Origin of the sequence: Streptomyces sp. NPDC059853 (assembly GCF_042731495.1) — a bacterium.
Classification (GTDB): domain Bacteria; phylum Actinomycetota; class Actinomycetes; order Streptomycetales; family Streptomycetaceae; genus Streptomyces.
Genome location: NZ_JBHWJL010000101.1, coordinates 1 through 16,881, shown reverse-complemented (window position 1 = coordinate 16,881; position 16,881 = coordinate 1). Strand labels below are relative to the sequence as shown.

Annotated in this window: 13 protein-coding genes and 1 riboswitch; of the genes, 6 read left to right on the top strand and 7 right to left on the bottom strand. The window is 70.6% G+C overall.

What is annotated here, in order from left to right:
• Nucleotides 1-169: 169 nt before the first annotated feature.
• The 6 genes from ACFV5N_RS13640 to ACFV5N_RS13615 all read right to left on the bottom strand — a co-directional run bounded on the left by ACFV5N_RS13640 (nt 170) and on the right by ACFV5N_RS13615 (nt 7,858).
• A complete protein-coding gene (locus tag ACFV5N_RS13640; protein WP_247481308.1) occupies nt 170-1,663 on the bottom strand; it encodes a PAS domain-containing sensor histidine kinase in 1,494 nt (497 codons plus the stop codon).
• A 364-nt stretch (nt 1,664-2,027) separates the two neighbouring features.
• Nucleotides 2,028-3,053: an SIS domain-containing protein gene (locus tag ACFV5N_RS13635; protein ID WP_385598351.1), complete on the bottom strand. Its 1,026-nt coding sequence runs from the start codon at nt 3,051-3,053 to the stop codon at nt 2,028-2,030.
• Between the two features lie 23 nt (nt 3,054-3,076).
• Nucleotides 3,077-4,645, bottom strand: coding sequence for a glycoside hydrolase family 3 protein (locus ACFV5N_RS13630; protein WP_385598347.1), 1,569 nt, complete (start codon nt 4,643-4,645; stop codon nt 3,077-3,079).
• Between the two features lie 7 nt (nt 4,646-4,652).
• The gene (locus ACFV5N_RS13625; protein WP_385598344.1) at nt 4,653-5,567 is read right to left on the bottom strand and encodes a carbohydrate ABC transporter permease; all 915 of its coding nucleotides are present in this window, start codon (nt 5,565-5,567) and stop codon (nt 4,653-4,655) included.
• Nucleotides 5,564-6,538, bottom strand: coding sequence for a carbohydrate ABC transporter permease (locus ACFV5N_RS13620; RefSeq protein WP_385598341.1), 975 nt, complete (start codon nt 6,536-6,538; stop codon nt 5,564-5,566). Before ACFV5N_RS13620 ends, ACFV5N_RS13625 begins: the two co-directional genes overlap by 4 nt.
• 48 nt (nt 6,539-6,586) lie before the next feature.
• Nucleotides 6,587-7,858 (bottom strand): extracellular solute-binding protein, encoded by a 1,272-nt coding sequence (locus ACFV5N_RS13615; protein ID WP_385598338.1) that lies wholly within the window; start codon nt 7,856-7,858, stop codon nt 6,587-6,589.
• 266 nt (nt 7,859-8,124) lie between these two features.
• On the opposite strand from ACFV5N_RS13615, the gene ACFV5N_RS13610 reads away from it, so the two are divergent.
• The 6 genes from ACFV5N_RS13610 (at nt 8,125) to ACFV5N_RS13585 (ending at nt 15,868) form a co-directional block, all read left to right on the top strand.
• A complete protein-coding gene (locus ACFV5N_RS13610) occupies nt 8,125-8,913 on the top strand; it encodes a GntR family transcriptional regulator (protein WP_385598337.1) in 789 nt (262 codons plus the stop codon).
• 137 nt (nt 8,914-9,050) lie between these two features.
• The gene (locus ACFV5N_RS13605) at nt 9,051-11,264 is read left to right on the top strand and encodes a carbon starvation CstA family protein (protein WP_385598334.1); all 2,214 of its coding nucleotides are present in this window, start codon (nt 9,051-9,053) and stop codon (nt 11,262-11,264) included.
• Complete coding sequence (locus ACFV5N_RS13600; RefSeq protein WP_385598331.1) at nt 11,261-11,503, top strand: YbdD/YjiX family protein; 243 nt, start codon at nt 11,261-11,263, stop codon at nt 11,501-11,503. The genes ACFV5N_RS13605 and ACFV5N_RS13600 overlap by 4 nt, the downstream gene beginning before the upstream one ends.
• Before the next feature lie 292 nt (nt 11,504-11,795).
• A riboswitch (cobalamin riboswitch) is annotated at nt 11,796-11,945 on the top strand.
• Between the two features lie 136 nt (nt 11,946-12,081).
• Nucleotides 12,082-14,457 (top strand): ribonucleoside-diphosphate reductase subunit alpha, encoded by a 2,376-nt coding sequence (locus tag ACFV5N_RS13595; RefSeq protein WP_385598328.1) that lies wholly within the window; start codon nt 12,082-12,084, stop codon nt 14,455-14,457.
• A complete protein-coding gene (locus tag ACFV5N_RS13590; protein ID WP_385598325.1) occupies nt 14,457-15,482 on the top strand; it encodes a ribonucleotide-diphosphate reductase subunit beta in 1,026 nt (341 codons plus the stop codon). The genes ACFV5N_RS13595 and ACFV5N_RS13590 overlap by 1 nt, the downstream gene beginning before the upstream one ends.
• Nucleotides 15,483-15,661: 179 nt before the next feature.
• On the top strand, nt 15,662-15,868 hold the full coding sequence (locus ACFV5N_RS13585; RefSeq protein WP_385598322.1) for a DUF397 domain-containing protein: 207 nt from the start codon (nt 15,662-15,664) through the stop codon (nt 15,866-15,868).
• Here ACFV5N_RS13585 and ACFV5N_RS13580 read toward each other — a convergent pair.
• Nucleotides 15,848-16,881 (bottom strand): S8 family serine peptidase (locus tag ACFV5N_RS13580; RefSeq protein WP_385598320.1); only part of this gene is annotated, 1,034 nt, incomplete at its 5' end. The genes ACFV5N_RS13585 and ACFV5N_RS13580 overlap by 21 nt on opposite strands.

Here is a 16,881-nt window from a genome sequence, read left to right as displayed (position 1 = left end):
GGCCTCGCCCGGCGCCTGCCACACCGCCACTGCTGCCCCGAGCCGCAGCACACAGCGCACCGACCGAAGGTGCCCACGCGCAAGCGATGAACGCGACCGAGCCCCGGACCACTTCAGGTCCGGGGCTCGGCGTCTGTCCGCAGCGGCACCGGCCGGCGGCCGGGCCGGATCAGCGCTTGCGCTGCTCGACGGGCAGGTCGAGGACGGCCCGGGTGCCGCCGCCCTCGGCCGCGATCATGTCGAACCGGCCGCCCAACTCCCCCTCCACCAGGGTGCGCACGATCTGCAGGCCGAGACTGCCGTCGGAGCGCGGGTCGAAACCCTCCGGCAGGCCGCGGCCGTTGTCGGTCACCGTGACCAGCAGCCGGGCCGAGCCGCGCCGTACCTCGGTACGGGTGGCGCCGACCTCGATCCGGCCCGTCTCGCCGGGGCCGAAGGCGTGCTCCAGGGCGTTCTGGAGGATCTCGGTGAGGACCATCGACAGCGGGGTGGCGATCTCGGCGTCCAGGATGCCGAAGCGGCCCCTGCGGCGGCCGGTGACCCGGCCGTCCGGGGAGAGTTCGGCGACCATGGTGATCACCCGGTCGGCGATCTCGTCGAACTCGACCCGCTCGTCCAGGTTCTGCGAGAGCGTCTCGTGCACGATCGCGATGGAGCCGACCCGGCGCACCGCCTCCTCCAGCGCGGCACGGGCGTTCTCGTCGCCGGTGGCGCCGATCCTGCGGGCCTGGAGGCGCAGCAGGGCGGCCACGGTCTGGAGGTTGTTCTTCACCCGGTGGTGGATCTCCCGGATGGTGGCGTCCTTGGTGATCAGTTCGCGCTCGCGGCGGCGCAGTTCGGTCACATCGCGCAGCAGTATGAGCGAACCGATGTGCTCGCCCTTGGGCTTGAGCGGGATGGCGCGCAGCTGCACGACGCAGTCGTTGCCCTCGATCTCCGTCTCGCGGGGCGCGTAGCCGCTGGCCAGCTTGACCAGGGACTCGTCCACCGGGCCCCGGGTGGGTGCCAGTTCGGCGGTGGTGGGGCCCAGCGGCAGGCCGACCAGGTCGGCGGCGAGGCCGAGGCGGTGGTAGGCGGAGAGGGCGTTGGGGCTGGCGTACTGGACGACGCCGTCGGCGTCCAGCCGCAGGAAGCCGTCGCCGACCCGGGGGGCGCGGTCCATGCCGACCTGCTGGCCGGGGTAGGGGAAGGTGCCGCCGGCGATCATCTGGGCGAGGTCGGAGGCGCTCTGCAGGTAGGTGAGTTCGAGGCGGCTGGGGGTGCGGACGGTGAGGAGGTTGGTGTTGCGGGCGATGACGCCCAGGACGCGGCCCTCGCGGCGCACCGGGATCGACTCGACCCGGACCGGGACCTCCTCGCGCCATTCGGGGTCGCCCTCGCGGACGATGCGGCCCTCGTCGTGGGCGACGTCGAGCAGCGGGCGGCGGCCGCGCGGGACGAGGTGGCCGACCATGTCGTCCTGGTAGGAGGTGGGGCCGGTGTTGGGGCGCATCTGGGCGACGGAGACGTAACGCGTGCCGTCCCGGGTGGGCAGCCACAGCACCAGGTCCGCGAAGGAGAGGTCCGAGAGCAGCTGCCACTCGGAGACCAGCAGGTGCAGCCACTCGAGGTCACGTTCCCCGAGATCGGTGTGCTGGTGGACGAGGTCGTTCATGGAGGGCACACGGGGAGCTTACCGGCGGGTGTCCGGATGGTGAGCGGCGCGCACCGCCGGGAGTGCGCCGCTGTGATCAGGAAACGTCGGCAGACGGCCCGATGACGGCGGCGGGCGCGGGAATTGCGTTCAGAGCATGGACACCGCCGACAGCTGCGGTCAGAATGGAGCGGACCGCAGCTTCCCGTACCTCTGTCCTCCCCGCACAGGAGGGCAGAACGCGAGGCCCCGGTGCTCTCTGCCCTGACGGCGCCCGGGTCCGCGATCGCTCCGGGCTGCGGTGCCGGGAGGGTTGAGGGTCCCTCTCAGGCGCCGCGGCCCTGGGTGCGCGCCGGGACGGCGCGGCCACCCCAGGGGCCACGGCCGCGGACGGTCAGCTGGTCTCGGTGACCTTGGCGAGCGCGCGCGGCGCGTCCGGGTCCTGGCCGCGGGCCAGGGTGATCTCGTGGGCCAGCATCTGGAGCGGGATGATCTCCAGGATCGGCTGCAGGTTCTCCGGCACCCCCTCGGTGGGCAGCGCGAAGCCGGCCGAGGCCGCGTCCACCTGCGGTGTGGGGCCCACCACCATCAGATCGGCGCCCCGGTCGCGCAGCCGGTCGAGCACCGGTTGCAGCGCCCGGCCGCCCTTGCCGTCGGTGACGATGGCGATCACCGGGGAGACGTTGTCGACCATGGCCAGCGGGCCGTGCAGCAGATCGGCCCCCGAGTAGGACAGCGCCGGGATGTAGCTGGTCTCCATCAGCTTCAGGGCGGCTTCCTTGGCGGTGGGATAGCCGTAGCCGCGGGAGGTGAGGACCATGCGCTCGGCGAACCGGTAGCGGGCGGCCAGGGTGGTGATCTCCTGGCGGCGCCCGAGGATCCGCTCGGCCAGTTCGGGCAGCCCGGCCGCGCCCGGGGCGCCGTCCACCTCGCGCAGGCCCTGCACCAGCAGGTACAGCGCCAGCAGTTCGGCGGTGTAGGTCTTGGTGGCCGGCAGGGCCTCCTCGGGTCCCGCGAGCACGTCGATGTGGAACTCGGAGGCCTCCGCCAGCGGGGAGTCGGGGTTGTTGGTGACCGCGAGGGTGAGGGCCCCGGCCGCGCGGGCGGCGCGGGTGGAGGCGAGCAGATCGGGTGAGCCGCCGGACTGGCTCACCGTGATGACCAGCACGTCCCGCAGATCGGGGGTGGCCGCGTAGGCGGTCGTGGTGGACATGGAGGTGAGCCCGCAGGGCTTGCCCAGCTCGATCTCCAGCAGGTACTTGGCGTACAGCGCGGCGTGGTCGGAGGTGCCCCGGCCGGTCAGCAGGACGAAGCGGGGCCCGCGGGCGGCGATCGCGCGGGCCGTCTCCCGGATGGCGGGGGCCCCCTCGGTCAGCAGGCGGCGCAGGACGGCCGGCTGCTGGGCCATCTCTCCGGCCATGACGCGGCCGGGCTGGTCACTGGTCACTGGTCGTGGTCCTCCCCCGCCGGTACCCCGGCGATGATCTCGGCGGCGGCCCGCCCGCAGACCCGGGCGGCGCCGTGGGTGGCGATGTGCAGGGCGCCGGTGGGCGAGGAGGCGGGGACCCCCATCTCCACCACCACGGTGTCGGGCCGGGCGGCGAGCAGCGCGGTGACGGTGTCGGCCATCCACGGGTGCCGGTGGGCGTCGCGGACCACCGCGACCACCGGCTGCTCCCCCGCGTCGTCCAGGATCCGGGTGGCCAGGCCCGCCGGGCCCAGGGCATGGGCCCGGTCGGCGGTGTGCTCGGCGGAGCGGGTGCCGGGCAGCAGCCGCTCCAGTTCGGTGGCCACGCCCCAGGGGGTGTGGTGGCCCACGGCGATGTTGGCCACCGGGTGGAAGGAGGCCACGTACGGCGGCCGGGCCGGCGGTGTGTACGGGGCGGCGCCGGCCGGCCGGGTCACCCGCACGGCGCGGCGGGCGGCGGCCAGACCGATGTCCCGCGCGGGGGCGCCGGTGGTGGCGGGGGCCGCGGTGCGGGCGGCGGCGGTCCAGCGGCCCAGGGCGCGCACGCGTTCGGCGGCGTCGTGCAGGCGTTCCTCGGACAGGTCCCCGTCGCGTACCGCCTGGATGATCGCGTCGCGCAGGGCCAGCACCTCGGCCTCGTCGGAGGGGGTGCCGCCCACGCAGATGGCGTCGGCGCCGGCGGCCACCGCCAGGGCGCAGCCGCGGGCCAGGCCGTGGACGGCTTCGATCGCCTTCATCTCGATGGCGTCGGAGTAGATCACCCCGTCGAAGCCGAGGCCGCCGTCCGCTTCGGGGGCGCGCAGCAGCCCGGTGAGCACGCTGGGGCTGAGGGTGCCGGGGCGGTCGGGGTCCAGGACGGGCAGCAGGATGTGCGCGCTCATCACGCAGCGGGTGCCGGCGGCGACGGCGGCCTTGAAGGGGACGAGTTCCCGGGAGTGGAGGGTGTCGAGGTCGATGTCGATGCGCGGGAGGGCGAGATGGGAGTCGACGCTGGTGTTGCCGTGGCCGGGGAAGTGCTTGACGCAGGCGGCGACGCCGGTGCTCTGGAGTCCTTCGACGAAGGCGACGGTGTGCCGGGCGACCAGTTCGGGGTCCTGGCCGAAGGATCGGACGCCGATCACCGGGTTGCCGGGGTCGGTGTTGATGTCGGCCGAGGGGGCCCAGTTGACGGTGACGCCGCACTCGGTGAGCCGGTGGCCGATGGCGGTGGCCACCTCGCGGGTGAGGGCGGGGTCGTCGGCGGCGCCGAGGGCGAGGTTGCCGGGGAAGGAGGAGCCGCCGATGAGTTCGAGGCGGGTGACGTCGCCGGCCTCCTCGTCGGTGGCGACCAGCACCTCGGGGTTGGCGGCGCGCAGCTGAGCGGTGAGCGCGGCCAGCTGGTGGGTGCTCCGCACGTTGCGGCCGAAGAGCCCGACGCCGGTCATTCCGTTCTCCAGCTGCCGCAGCAGCCAGGCGGGTGCCTCGGTGGTGCCGGCGAAGGTGGGCTGGAGGACGGCGAGGGCGTCGCGGGTGAGGGTGTCGGTGGCGCGGTGGGTGATGGTCATCGCGGGGCTATCCCTTCACGGCACCCGCGGCCAGACCGCCGGTGACCCTTCGCTGGAGGAGGATGAAAACGATCAGCACGGGGACGGTGAACAGGGAGGACGCGGCCATGGTGGCGCCCCAGTCGTTGCCGAAGTTCGTCTGGAACTGGGTGAGCCACAGCGGCAGGGTGGCCATCTCGGGGGCCTTGTTGAGCACCAGGACCATGGCGTACTCGTTCCACGCCATGATGAAGCCGAACAGCGAGGTGGCCATCAGCCCGGGGGCCAGCAGCGGGAAGATGATCCGGAAGAAGGCCTGGGTGCGGGTGCAGCCGTCGATCAGGGCGGCTTCCTCCAGTTCCTTGGGCACGGCGGCGATGAAGCCGCGCAGTGTCCAGATGGTGAAGGGCAGCGCCATCACGAAGTAGATGACGATGAGCGTGACCAGGCTGTTGAGCGCCTGGGCGTCCCGGGCGTTCAGATACATCACGATGATCAGGATTTCCCAGGGCGCCATCTGGGCCATCATCACCACGAGCACCATGCCGCGCCGGCCGCGGAAGCGCAGCCGGGCGATGGCGAAGCCGGCGGCCAGGGCCACCAGCAGCGCCAGCAGCACGGCGGCCAGGGTCACCACGACGCTGTTGCGGACGTATGTCCAGAACAGGTCGACCCCGGTGGCGGTGGAGTAGTGCTCGAAGGTGGGGGTGAAGAAGAAGACCGGGTCCTTCACGAGCACCTGGGAGTTGCTCTTGAAGGACGTGGAGAACATCCAGTAGACCGGGAAGAGGAAGAGCACGGTGAGCGCGAGGGCCACCGAGTTCAGTCCGATGCGGCCCAGCCGTTTGCTGCGGCGCGCCCGGGTGGAGGCGGAGGCGTCGTGGGCCGCGAGGGGGAGCCGGGCGGCGGGGGCCTGGGCGACGGCCTTGTCGGTGGCGGTCATGACTGCTGCTCCTTCTCCTGCTTGAGGATCAGGCGGAAGTAGAAGGACAGGGCGACCAGCAGGATGACCAGGGTGAGCACGGAGATGGCCGCCGCCGTGCCGTACTGGTGCTGGCCCATGCCCTCGATGTAGGCCATGACCGGCAGGGTCTCGGACTCGCGGTTGGGCCCGCCGGCGTTCAGCGCGTAGATCTGGGTGAACGCCTTGAAGACCCAGATGATCTCCAGGAAGGTGGTGATCAGGAAGAACGGCCGCATGATCGGCGCCGTGATGGACCAGAAGATCCGCGGACCGGAGGCGCCGTCCATCCGGGCGGCCTCGTAGATCTCGCCGCTGATGGTGGTGAGCCCGGCGTAGAGGTTGAGCGCCACGAACGGCACCGAGGCCCACACGATCAGCACGGTGACGATGGTCAGGGTGGAGAAGCCGCTGCTGAACCAGTTGTGCTGTTCGTAGCCGGAGAAGCCGAGTGTGCGCATCACCCAGTTGGCCACCCCGAACTGGGTGTCGAACAGCCAGCGGAAGACGGTGGTCGTGGCGATGACCGGCATCGCCCAGGCGGCCACCAGGGCGATGGACAGGGTGAGCCGCATGGGCTTGGCGAGCCGGTTCAGCAGCAGCCCGATCAGGGTGCCGAGCACCATGATCAGCACCACGTTGGCCGCCATGAAGACGAAGGTGCGGGTGAGCGAGGCCCAGAAGCGCTCGTCCTCCAGCACCCGCCGGTAGTTGTCGAAGCCGGTCCACTCGGTGGTGTGGGAGATCAGCTGGCGGCGGCCGAACGCCTGGAAGGAGATGAGGAGGTTGCGCACCAGGGCGTAGCCGAGGATGCCCACGATCGCCAGGACGGCGGGCGCGATCAGCACGTACGGCAGCCAGCCGCCGGGCGGTGCGTACCGGCGGCCGGACCGGCCGGCGGGCTTGCTGCCCGCCGTGCCGGTCCCGGGTCCCTCGGTGTCCACGGTCAACATGCGTGTCTTTCCTCGTCCTTCACTGGGAGGGATCCGCCGCCGCGCGGACTATTCGCGGTTGATGCGGGTGGTGATCTCCGAGTCGGCCGCCTGGGCGGCGGAGGCGTAGTCCTCGCCGTTGAGCGACGCGGTCATCAGTTCCTTGATCGGATTCGGGACGGCTTCGACGTTGGCCCATCCGGTGGTAAGTGGCGGCAGGAACCCCACATCGGCGGAGGCGACCATGGCCTCGGCGAAGGATCCGGCCTCCGGGCTGGCGGTCACGTCGGTGCGGTTGGGGACGACGCCGCCGCCGTTGGCGTCCACGAACTTCTGTGCCCATTCCTGGGAGGTGGCCAGGGCCAGCCACTCGCGGGCCAGCTCCGGGTTGCCGGCGCGCTCGTTGACCGCCAGGTTGGATCCGCCGAGGAAGACGTTGCCGAGCTGGTCGGCGGTCTTGCCGGGGACCGGGAAGTAGCCGAAGTCGGCCTCGCCGCCGGCTTCCTCGATGGCGGTGATGGCGCCGTTCGCCTCCCAGCCCAGGCCGATCCAGGAGGCCACATTGCCGTTCGGGACGATGTCGGTGGACTGCTGGGGGGACGCCTCGTCGTTGTCGGTGGGCGAGTCGGAGAAGGACTGGAGTTCGGTGTAGAAGTCCATGCCCGCCTTCCCCTCGGGGGTGTTCAGCGCGCCCTTCCATTCGTCGCCGTCCTCGACGGCGAAGCTGCCGCCCTCGTCCGCGATGAAGCCGCCCAGCACGTAGTAGCTCTGGCCCGGGAGGTAGATGGGCTCGGCGTCGGTGTTGTCGCGGATCGTCTCCAGGGCGGTGATCCACTCGTCCCGGGTGGTGGGCACCTCGGCGCCGGCCTCCTCCCAGATCTTCTTGTCGTAGATGACCACCCGGTTGGCGCCGTACCACGGCACCGCGTACAGGGTGTCGTCGATCTCGGCGGAGGCGAGCATGTTGGCGTTCCACGGCTCGTCGCGCAGTTCGCTCAGATCGGCGAGGCCGCCGGTGTTGGCGTACCCCACGGTCTGGGTGTTGCCGATCTCCATGACATCGACGGTGCCGTTCTCGGACAGCGCGGTGGTGAGCCGGTCCTGGATGCCGCCCCACTGCTGGATCTGGACATCGACGGTGACGCCGTGCTCGGCCTCGAACGCCTGGTTGAGTTCGGTCACCCACGATTCCGGCGCGGACCCGTCCATCAGCCAAACGGTGAGGGAATCGGGCGTACCGTCCCCGTCGCTCGTTGTGCTGCCGTCGTCGCCGGTGCCGCAGGCGGCCAGTGCGGCGGTCATCGCCGTCACCGATAGGGCGGCCATCAGCGTGCGCTTCACGTGACCCTCCTCGGGGCATCCGCCCCTTGACACCCGTGCCGGGAGCGGTGGTTAGTAGTGAAGGAACAAGAGGTGTAGACCAGTTGCACGGAGCCTGGACTAGACCAAGGAGGAGTGTCAAGAGTCCACAAGCGGGCCCCGTCCGTCCGTTACCGGACCGACACATGTCCGTCGGCGCGGCCCCTGTCCGGGCCGTGCCACGATGTCAGCTGCGAAAAACGGAGGAGCCGGTGACACCACCGCACCGATACGGGGAAGGACGGTCCATGGCGGGCGAAGGGAGCGCGGCACCGGCGGCCGGAACCGACGGCACCGAACGGAACCGTACCGCGCGCGTGCCCAAGTACTACCGCCTCAAGCGGCATCTGCTGCGGATGACCGAAACCCTGCCGCCGGGCACCCCGGTCCCCCCGGAACGTTCCCTGGCCATCGAGTTCGACACCTCCCGCACCACCGTCCGCCAGGCCCTCCAGGAACTGGTCGTCGAAGGCCGCCTGGAGCGCATCCAGGGCAAGGGCACCTTCGTCGCCAAACCCAAGGTCTCCCAGGCCCTCCAGCTCACCTCCTACACCGAGGACATGCGCGCCCAGGGCCTGGAGCCCACCTCCCAGCTGCTGGACATCGGCTACGTCAACGCCGACGAACGGCTCAGCCGGCTGCTCGGCCTCCCCGAGGGCGGCCGGGTGCTGCGCATCGAGCGGCTGCGGCTGGCCAGCGGCGAGCCGATGGCGCTGGAGACCACCCATCTGTCCCAGGAACGCTTCCCCGCGCTGCGCCGCTCCCTGGTGCGCTTCACCTCGCTCTACACGGCGCTGGCCGAGGTGTACGGGGTACACCTGGCGCGCGCCGAGGAGACCATCGAGACCTCGCTGGCCAACCCGCGCGAGGCCGGACTGCTGGGCACCGACGTGGGCCTGCCGATGCTGATGCTGTCGCGGCACTCCTTCGCCAGGGACGGCGAGCCGGTGGAGTGGGTGCGGTCGGTGTACCGGGGCGACCGGTACAAGTTCGTCGCCAACCTGGAGCGCCCCGCCCCGCCGCCGCCCACGCCGTGAGGTCATGATCATCGCGCGACGACGCGGTGAAGACGTCCGCCAATCCGCACCGCCCCATGGTCATCCGGCCGCTCCTGCCCTAGATTCGCCCTCTGCCGGGCAACGAGGACCGGCACAGCGCGCAGGGAGGCACGACGGTGGTGCGACAACTACGGCAGGCACGGCCACGCACGGTGGTCATCTGGACCCTGGTGTCGCTGGTGGCGGCGGCCGGCTGGGCCGTCCTGGCCCTCTCCCGGGGCGAGGAGGTGTCGGCGGCCTGGATGGTGGCCGCGGCGCTCGGCTCGTACGCGATCGGCTACCGGTTCTACTCGCGTTTCATCGCGCACCGCGCGCTGGGCCTGGACAAACGGCGGGCCACCCCGGCGGAGCGGCACAACGACGGACTCGACTACCACCCCACCGACCGGCGGGTGCTGCTCGGCCACCACTTCGCCGGCATCTCCGGCGCGGGCCCGCTGGTGGGCCCGGTGCTCGCCGCCCAGATGGGCTATCTGCCGGGCACCATCTGGATCATCGTCGGGGTGATCTTCGCGGGCGCCGTGCAGGACATGGTGGTGCTGTTCGCCTCCACCCGGCGCGACGGCAAGTCGCTGGGCCAGATCGCGCGCGAGGAGATCGGCCCGGTGGGCGGGATCGCGGCGGTGATCGCGATCTTCACCATCATGATCATCCTGCTGGCGGTGCTGGCCCTGGTGGTGCTGAACGCGCTCGCCGAATCCGCCTGGGGCACCTTCTCGGTCGGCATGACCATTCCGATCGCGCTCTTCATGGGCTTCTATCTGCGCTATCTGCGGCCGGGAAAGGTCGCCGAGGTCACCGTCATCGGCGTCTCGCTGCTGATGTTCGTCATCGTCGCCGGCCGCTGGGTGGCGAATTCCTCGCTCGGCGAGACCTTCACCCTGGAGCCGGGCACCCTGGTGATCTGGCTGGCGGTGTACGGATTCGCCGCCTCGGTCGTCCCGGTGTGGCTGCTCCTGGTGCCCCGTGACTATCTGTCGACCTTCATGAAAATCGGCACCATCGGCCTGCTGGCGGCGGCCATCGTCATCACGCTGCCCGGCCTGAAGATGGACGCCATCACCGACTTCGCCTCCAACGGCGAGGGCCCGGTCTTCGCGGGCTCCCTCTTCCCGTTCGTCTTCATCACCATCGCCTGCGGCGCGCTCTCCGGATTCCACGCGCTGATCTCCTCCGGCACCACGCCGAAAATGATCCAGAAGGAGACCCAGGTCCGCACCATCGGCTACGGCGCGATGCTGATGGAATCCTCGGTCGCGGTCATGGCGATCACCGCCGCCTGCGTCCTCGATCCGGGCATCTATTTCGCGATGAACGCGCCACCGGCCGTCATCGGGGACACCGTCCAGTCGGCCTCCGAGATCATCACCTCGTGGGGCTTCACCGTCACCCCCGACCAATTGACGGCGGCGGCCGAATCGGTGGAGGAAGGCTCCCTGCTCTCCCGCACGGGAGGCGCGCCGACACTCGCGCTCGGACTCGCGGCGATTCTCGCGGACATCCTCGGCGGCGAGGCCATGATGTCCTTCTGGTATCACTTCGCGATCATGTTCGAGGCCCTGTTCATTCTCACCGCGATCGACGCCGGAACGCGGGTGGGCCGCTTCATCCTCCAGGACGCCATCGCCGGCCTGCACCCCCGGCTGGCGAAGTTCCGCTCCACCCACTGGTGGCCCGGCATCTGGTTCACCGGCGCGGTCGTCGTCGGACTCTGGGGCGGCCTGCTGTGGATCGGCGTCCACGACCCGCTCGGCGGCATCAACACGCTCTTCCCGGTCTTCGGCATCGCCAACCAGCTGCTGGCCGCCGTGGCCCTCGCGATCTGCACCGTGCTGCTGGTGAAGGCCGGCCGGGTCCGCTACGCCTGGGTGACCGGCGTCCCCCTGGTGTGGATCGCGATCGTCACGCTCACCGCCAGCTGGCAGAAGGTCTTCTCCGGCGACCCGGCGGTCGGCTTCCTGGCCCGCCGCTCGCAGTACCAGGACGGCATCGCCGCCGGCGAACTGCTCCCGGGCGCCAAGGACATGTCCGATATGCAGACCATCGTGAACAACGCCACCATCACCGCCGCCATCACCGGCCTGCTGGCGATCCTCGTCCTGGTGGTCTTCGCCGACGCCGCCCGGATGATCGTGACATCGCTGCGCGACCCCGGCTCGGTCACCCTCCGGGAGGCCCCGTTCGTGGAGTCCCGGCTGATCGCCCCGGCCGGGCTCATCGCCACCAAGGAGGAGAAGGCCGAACTGGTGGCCGCCGGACTCGGCCCCGAGGGCGGCATCCCCGGCCAGACCCGCGGCGGCGAGCGCGCCAGGGAAGGAGCCACGGAGTGACCGGGACGACCGCCCCAGCGGCCCCCGCCCGCGCCCGCGTGCGGGGCACCGCCCGCCGGGTGGCCCGCTGGCTGCGCTGGTACCTGCGCGAGGTGACCGGGGAGAGCGCGTACGACCGCTACACCGCCCGCGCCCGGGCCCAGGACCCCGCCGTACGAGTCCTCTCCCGGCGCGAGTTCGAACGGATGCGCATGGACGCCAGAGCGGCCGACCCCCAGGGCGGCGCCCGCTGCTGCTGACCCCACCAGACCGCCCCACCGGGCCGGTACCCCCCGCCACCACCGGGGAGGTACCGGCCCGTCCGCGTGTGCCCGGCACGGACCGCGCCGGGCACGCCACGCCGCGGGAAACGGCGTGTCGTCCTCTTCGGTCCGTCGCAGTTGCACACAGCGCACAGACTCCGCGAACGCCTCGGGTTCGTCCGGGCCCCGGAGCGCGACCGCTCCCCCGCACCCGGGGCGGCTCTTCACGTGTTCGCACGTGGACTGTGACCGTAAGTATGACGGCGAACACTAGATATGGGGGTGCTCGCTTCATGCGGCACTAGATGTATGCTCGTGCTCGCTGTCGCCGCAGGGGAATCCGGTGCGATTCCGGAACTGTCCCGCAACGGTATGTGATGGGCCGATTTCTCACGACCCGTCATGAGTCCGAACACCTGCCGTCAGTATCGAGAACGTCCGGGCCTCGTGGGCTGGGCCGGCGGACGCTGCGCGGTGTACGTCACAAGGGCCTTTGCCTTGCCACACGTATGCCCGCATGCGCCCGTCGTGTGTGGCCCCCGGAGGTTTCCCTGCGATATGAGGGAGAGCATCGCGTGACCATCGCACCCGTCGCCCCAGCGGAACCGGCCTCAGCCGAACTGCTGCGCACCGTGAGCGACCTCACCGCCGATCTGCCCGCCACCGACCCCTCGCGGGTCACGGCGGCCGTGATCCGCGGCCGGCAGGCCGACTCCGACGCGGCCGAGCTGCGCTCGCTCGCCATCGAGGCCGCCGCCGGCCTCATCGGCGAGGAACCCGAGTACTCCCGGCTGGCCGCCCGCCTGCTCACCCTCGCGGTGCGCGAGGAAGCCGCCGGGCAGGGCGCGGTCACCTTCTCCGACTCGATCGCCACCGGCCACCGCGAAGGACTGATCGCCGACTCCACCGCCGCGTTCGTCGCCGCGCACGCCGAGCGGCTCAACGCCCTCGTCGAGCAGGCCATCGCGGACGGTGCCGACGACCGGTTCGGCTACTTCGGGCTGCGCACCGTCCAGTCCCGCTACCTGCTGCGCCACCCCATCACCCGCAAGGTGATCGAGACCCCCCAGCACTTCCTGCTGCGGGTGGCCTGCGGCCTGGCCGAGGACCACTCCGAGCGCGCCCTGGAGGAGGTGGCGCGGCTGTACGGGCTCACCAGCTCGCTCGCGTACCTGCCGTCCTCCCCCACCCTGTTCAACTCCGGCACCCGGCACCCGCAGATGTCCTCCTGCTACCTGCTGGACTCGCCGCTGGACGAACTCGACTCCATCTACGAGCGCTACCACCAGGTCGCGCGGCTCTCCAAGCACGCCGGCGGCATCGGCCTGTCCTACTCCCGCATCCGCGCCCGCGGCTCCCTCATCCGGGGCACCAACGGCACCTCCAACGGCATCGTGCCGTTCCTGCGCACCCTGGACTCCTCCGTCGCCGCCGTCAACCAGGGCGGCCGGCGCAAGGGCGCGGCCTGCGTCTACCTGGAGAGCTGGCACGCCGACCTCGAAGAGTTCCTCGAACTGCGGGACAACACCGGCGAGGAAGCCCGCCGCACCCACAACCTCAACCTGGCGCACTGGATCCCGGACGAGTTCATGCGCCGCGTCGAGGCCGACGCCGAGTGGTCCCTGTTCTCCCCCTCCGAGGTGCCCGAACTCGTCGACCTGTGGGGCGAGGAGTTCGACGCCGCCTACCGCAAGGCCGAGGCCGAGGGCCGCGCCGCCAAGCGGGTGCCCGCCCGCCAGCTGTACGCCCGGATGATGCGCACCCTGGCGCAGACCGGCAACGGCTGGATGACCTTCAAGGACGCCGCCAACCGCACCGCCAACCAGACCGCCGAGCCCGGCTCGATCGTGCACTCCTCCAACCTGTGCACCGAGATCATCGAGGTGACGAACGACGGCGAGACCGCCGTGTGCAACCTCGGCTCCATCAACCTCGCCGCCCACCTCGGCGACGACGGCGACATGGACTGGGAGCGCATCGACGCCACCGTCCGCACCGCCGTCACCTTCCTCGACCGCGTGGTGGACATCAACTTCTACCCCACCGAGGAAGCCGCCGCCTCCAACAACCGCTGGCGGCCGGTCGGCCTCGGCCTCATGGGCCTCCAGGACGTGTTCTTCCGGCTGCGGCTGCCGTTCGACTCCCCCGAGGCCAAGGCGCTCTCCACCCGCATCTCCGAGCGCATCATGCTCGCGGCGTACGAGACCTCCGCCGACCTCGCCGAGCGGCACGGCCCGTTCGAGAACTGGTCCAAGACCCGCACCGCCCGCGGCGTCCTGCACCCCGACCACTACGACGACGCGGTCATCACCTGGCCCGAGCGCTGGGAGGCGCTGCGCGCCCGCATCACCCGGACCGGCATGCGCAACTCGCTGCTGCTGGCCATCGCGCCCACCGCCACCATCGCCTCGATCGCCGGCGTGTACGAGTGCATCGAGCCGCAGGTCTCCAACCTCTTCAAGCGCGAGACCCTCAGCGGCGAGTTCCTCCAGGTCAACACCTACCTGGTGGAGGACCTGAAGCGGCTGGGCCTGTGGACGGAGGCCACCCGCGCCGCGCTGCGCGAGGCGAACGGCTCCATCGACGGCATCGACGCCCTGCCCGCCGAGGTCCGCGCCCTCTACCGCACCGCCTGGGAACTCCCCCAGCGCGCGCTCATCGACATGGCCGCGGCCCGCACCCCGTTCATCGACCAGGCGCAGTCGCTGAACCTCTTCATGGCCTCGCCCACCATCGGCAAGCTCAGCTCCATGTACGCCTACGCGTGGAAGAGCGGCCTGAAGACGACCTACTACCTCCGGTCGCGCCCGGCCACCCGGATCGCCGCCTCCGCCCGCGGCACCGCCCCGGCCGGCGCCCCGACCATCCCCGTACAGCAGCAGCCCGCCGCCGAAGCCGACGCCGTCGCCTGCTCCCTGGAGAACCCCGAGTCCTGCGAGGCATGCCAGTAATGACCACCGAGACCCCCGACCGGAAGAAGAACCTGCTCGACCCGGGCTTCGAGCTGACCCTCCGGCCGATGCGCTACCCGGACTTCTACGAGCGGTACCGGGACGCCATCAAGAACACCTGGACCGTCGAGGAGGTCGACCTCCACTCGGACGTCGCCGACCTCGCCAAGCTCTCGCCCGGCGAGCAGCACATGATCGGCCGGCTGGTGGCGTTCTTCGCCACGGGCGACTCGATCGTGGCCAACAACCTGGTCCTCACCCTCTACAAGCACATCAACTCCCCCGAAGCGCGGCTGTACCTCTCGCGGCAGCTCTTCGAGGAGGCGGTGCACGTCCAGTTCTATCTGACGCTCCTGGACACCTACCTGCCCGACCCGGACGACCGGGCGGAGGCGTTCGCGGCCGTCGAGAACATCCCCTCCATCCGCGAGAAGGCCCAGTTCTGCTTCCGCTGGATGGACTCCGTCGAGGACATCGACCGGCTGGAGACCCAGGCCGACCGGCGCCGCTTCCTCCTCAACCTGATCTGCTTCGCCGCCTGCATCGAGGGGCTGTTCTTCTACGGAGCGTTCGCCTACGTCTACTGGTTCCGCTCGCGCGGGCTGCTGCACGGCCTGGCCACCGGCACCAACTGGGTGTTCCGTGACGAGACCATGCACATGAACTTCGCGTTCGAGGTCGTCGACACGGTGCGCCAGGAAGAGCCCGAACTCTTCGACGAGGAGATGGAGCGCCAGGTCACCGACATGCTCAAGGAGGCCGTCGAGGCGGAACTCCAGTTCGCGCGCGACCTGTGCGGCGACGGGCTGCCCGGCATGAACACCGAGTCGATGCGCCAGTACCTGGAGTGCGTCGCCGACCAGCGGCTGCTGCGCCTGGGCATCAAGCCGGTGTTCGGCTCGGAGAACCCGTTCGCCTTCATGGAACTCCAGGACGTCCAGGAGCTGACCAACTTCTTCGAGCGCCGCGCGTCCGCCTACCAGGTGGCCGTGGAGGGCAACGTCTCCTTCGACGACGACTTCTGAGACACCGCACGCACGAAGCGCCCCGCGCCCCGGTGGGGAACCACCGGGCCGCGGCGCCTTTCGTATACAACGCGCACTCTGGCGTTAATTGATCGCTCACCAGCATCAGGGGTTTGTGCCCGCTCCACCCGGCTCAGCAGGATGACGCACCGCCACCGGAACGAGAGGAGCGCCCCGCGATGAGCGTGCGCTGGCACATCAGCAGCTACAGCAGTACCGGCAACAACTGCCTGGAACACGCCCCCCTGCCCACCGGCCTCCAGGCCGTACGCGACACCAAGGCCCGCACCTGCGCCACCCTGCTGCTCCCGGCGGCCGCCTGGCAGTCCTTCGTCACCGCCACCCGGACCGGCTCCCTGGCCCCCTTACCCCCGCACCACCCCTGACCGCCGCCGCCACAGCAGCCAGCCCACGGATCCGGCGGCGAGAACGGCGGCGCCGGCGCCGAGCACCCAGGGCAGCGGGCTGGCGTTGTCGCTGGTGGCGGCGGGTTCGGCCTCCGGGCCGGGGGCGGGTTCGGCGTCGGGGGTGGGGTCGGCCTCGGGGGTGGGCGCGGGGGTGGCGGGCGGATCGAGTGCGGCCTCCCAGTCCCGGAAGATCGGCGGACTGTCCGGATCCCCCGGATCCCCCTCACCATCGAGGACGACGCGGTCGGGGCGGACGATGCCGTAGCCGGTGTAGTCATCCCGTCGCTGGTCGTCGGGCCGCTCGGCGGTGTTGAGCATGACGCGCAGGACCTGGTTCTTGGTCCAGTCGGGATGCCGCGCCCAGATCAGCGCGGCGGACGCGGAGGCGAGGGCGGTGGCGGAACTGGTGCCGCCCTCCTCCTGAATGCAGGCGGGCCCGGAGATGTCACCGCAGTGTCCGGGGACGTCATCCCCGGGGGCGACGAGGGCTACCTGGGGACCGTAGGTGGAGTAGGAAGATCGCTCTCCACTGCTGTTGACGGCGCCGACACCCACGACACCATCCAGTGCCGCTGGAATGGCAGACCCGTTCAAGCCCGCTCCGTCGTTACCAGTCCCCGCAAAAATCAACACACCCTGCCTGACCGCCTCCGTCACAGATTCAACCAAGGCCGCTCTGCCTGGGCCGCTCTCCACATTGCCCAGCGAAATGTTCAGGATCTGTGCCCCGCGGCTGACGGCGTAATCAATGGATTCGGCGATACGTTCGCTGTTGTCAAAGTCGATGGCGCTCGAACTGGTCCTGACAGGCAGGATCTTGACGCCCGGCGCAAGTCCTTGAATTCCGTTACCTTCTCCGGTTCCGGCGATGAGGGCGGCCATGTCCGAGCCATGCCCGGAAGAATCCGCGTCCGCCCCCTCCGGGTCCGTTCTGACATCGGTGCCGTCGAGGACTTGTCCTTGGAGTTCGGGGAGGCTGGAGTCGACTCCGG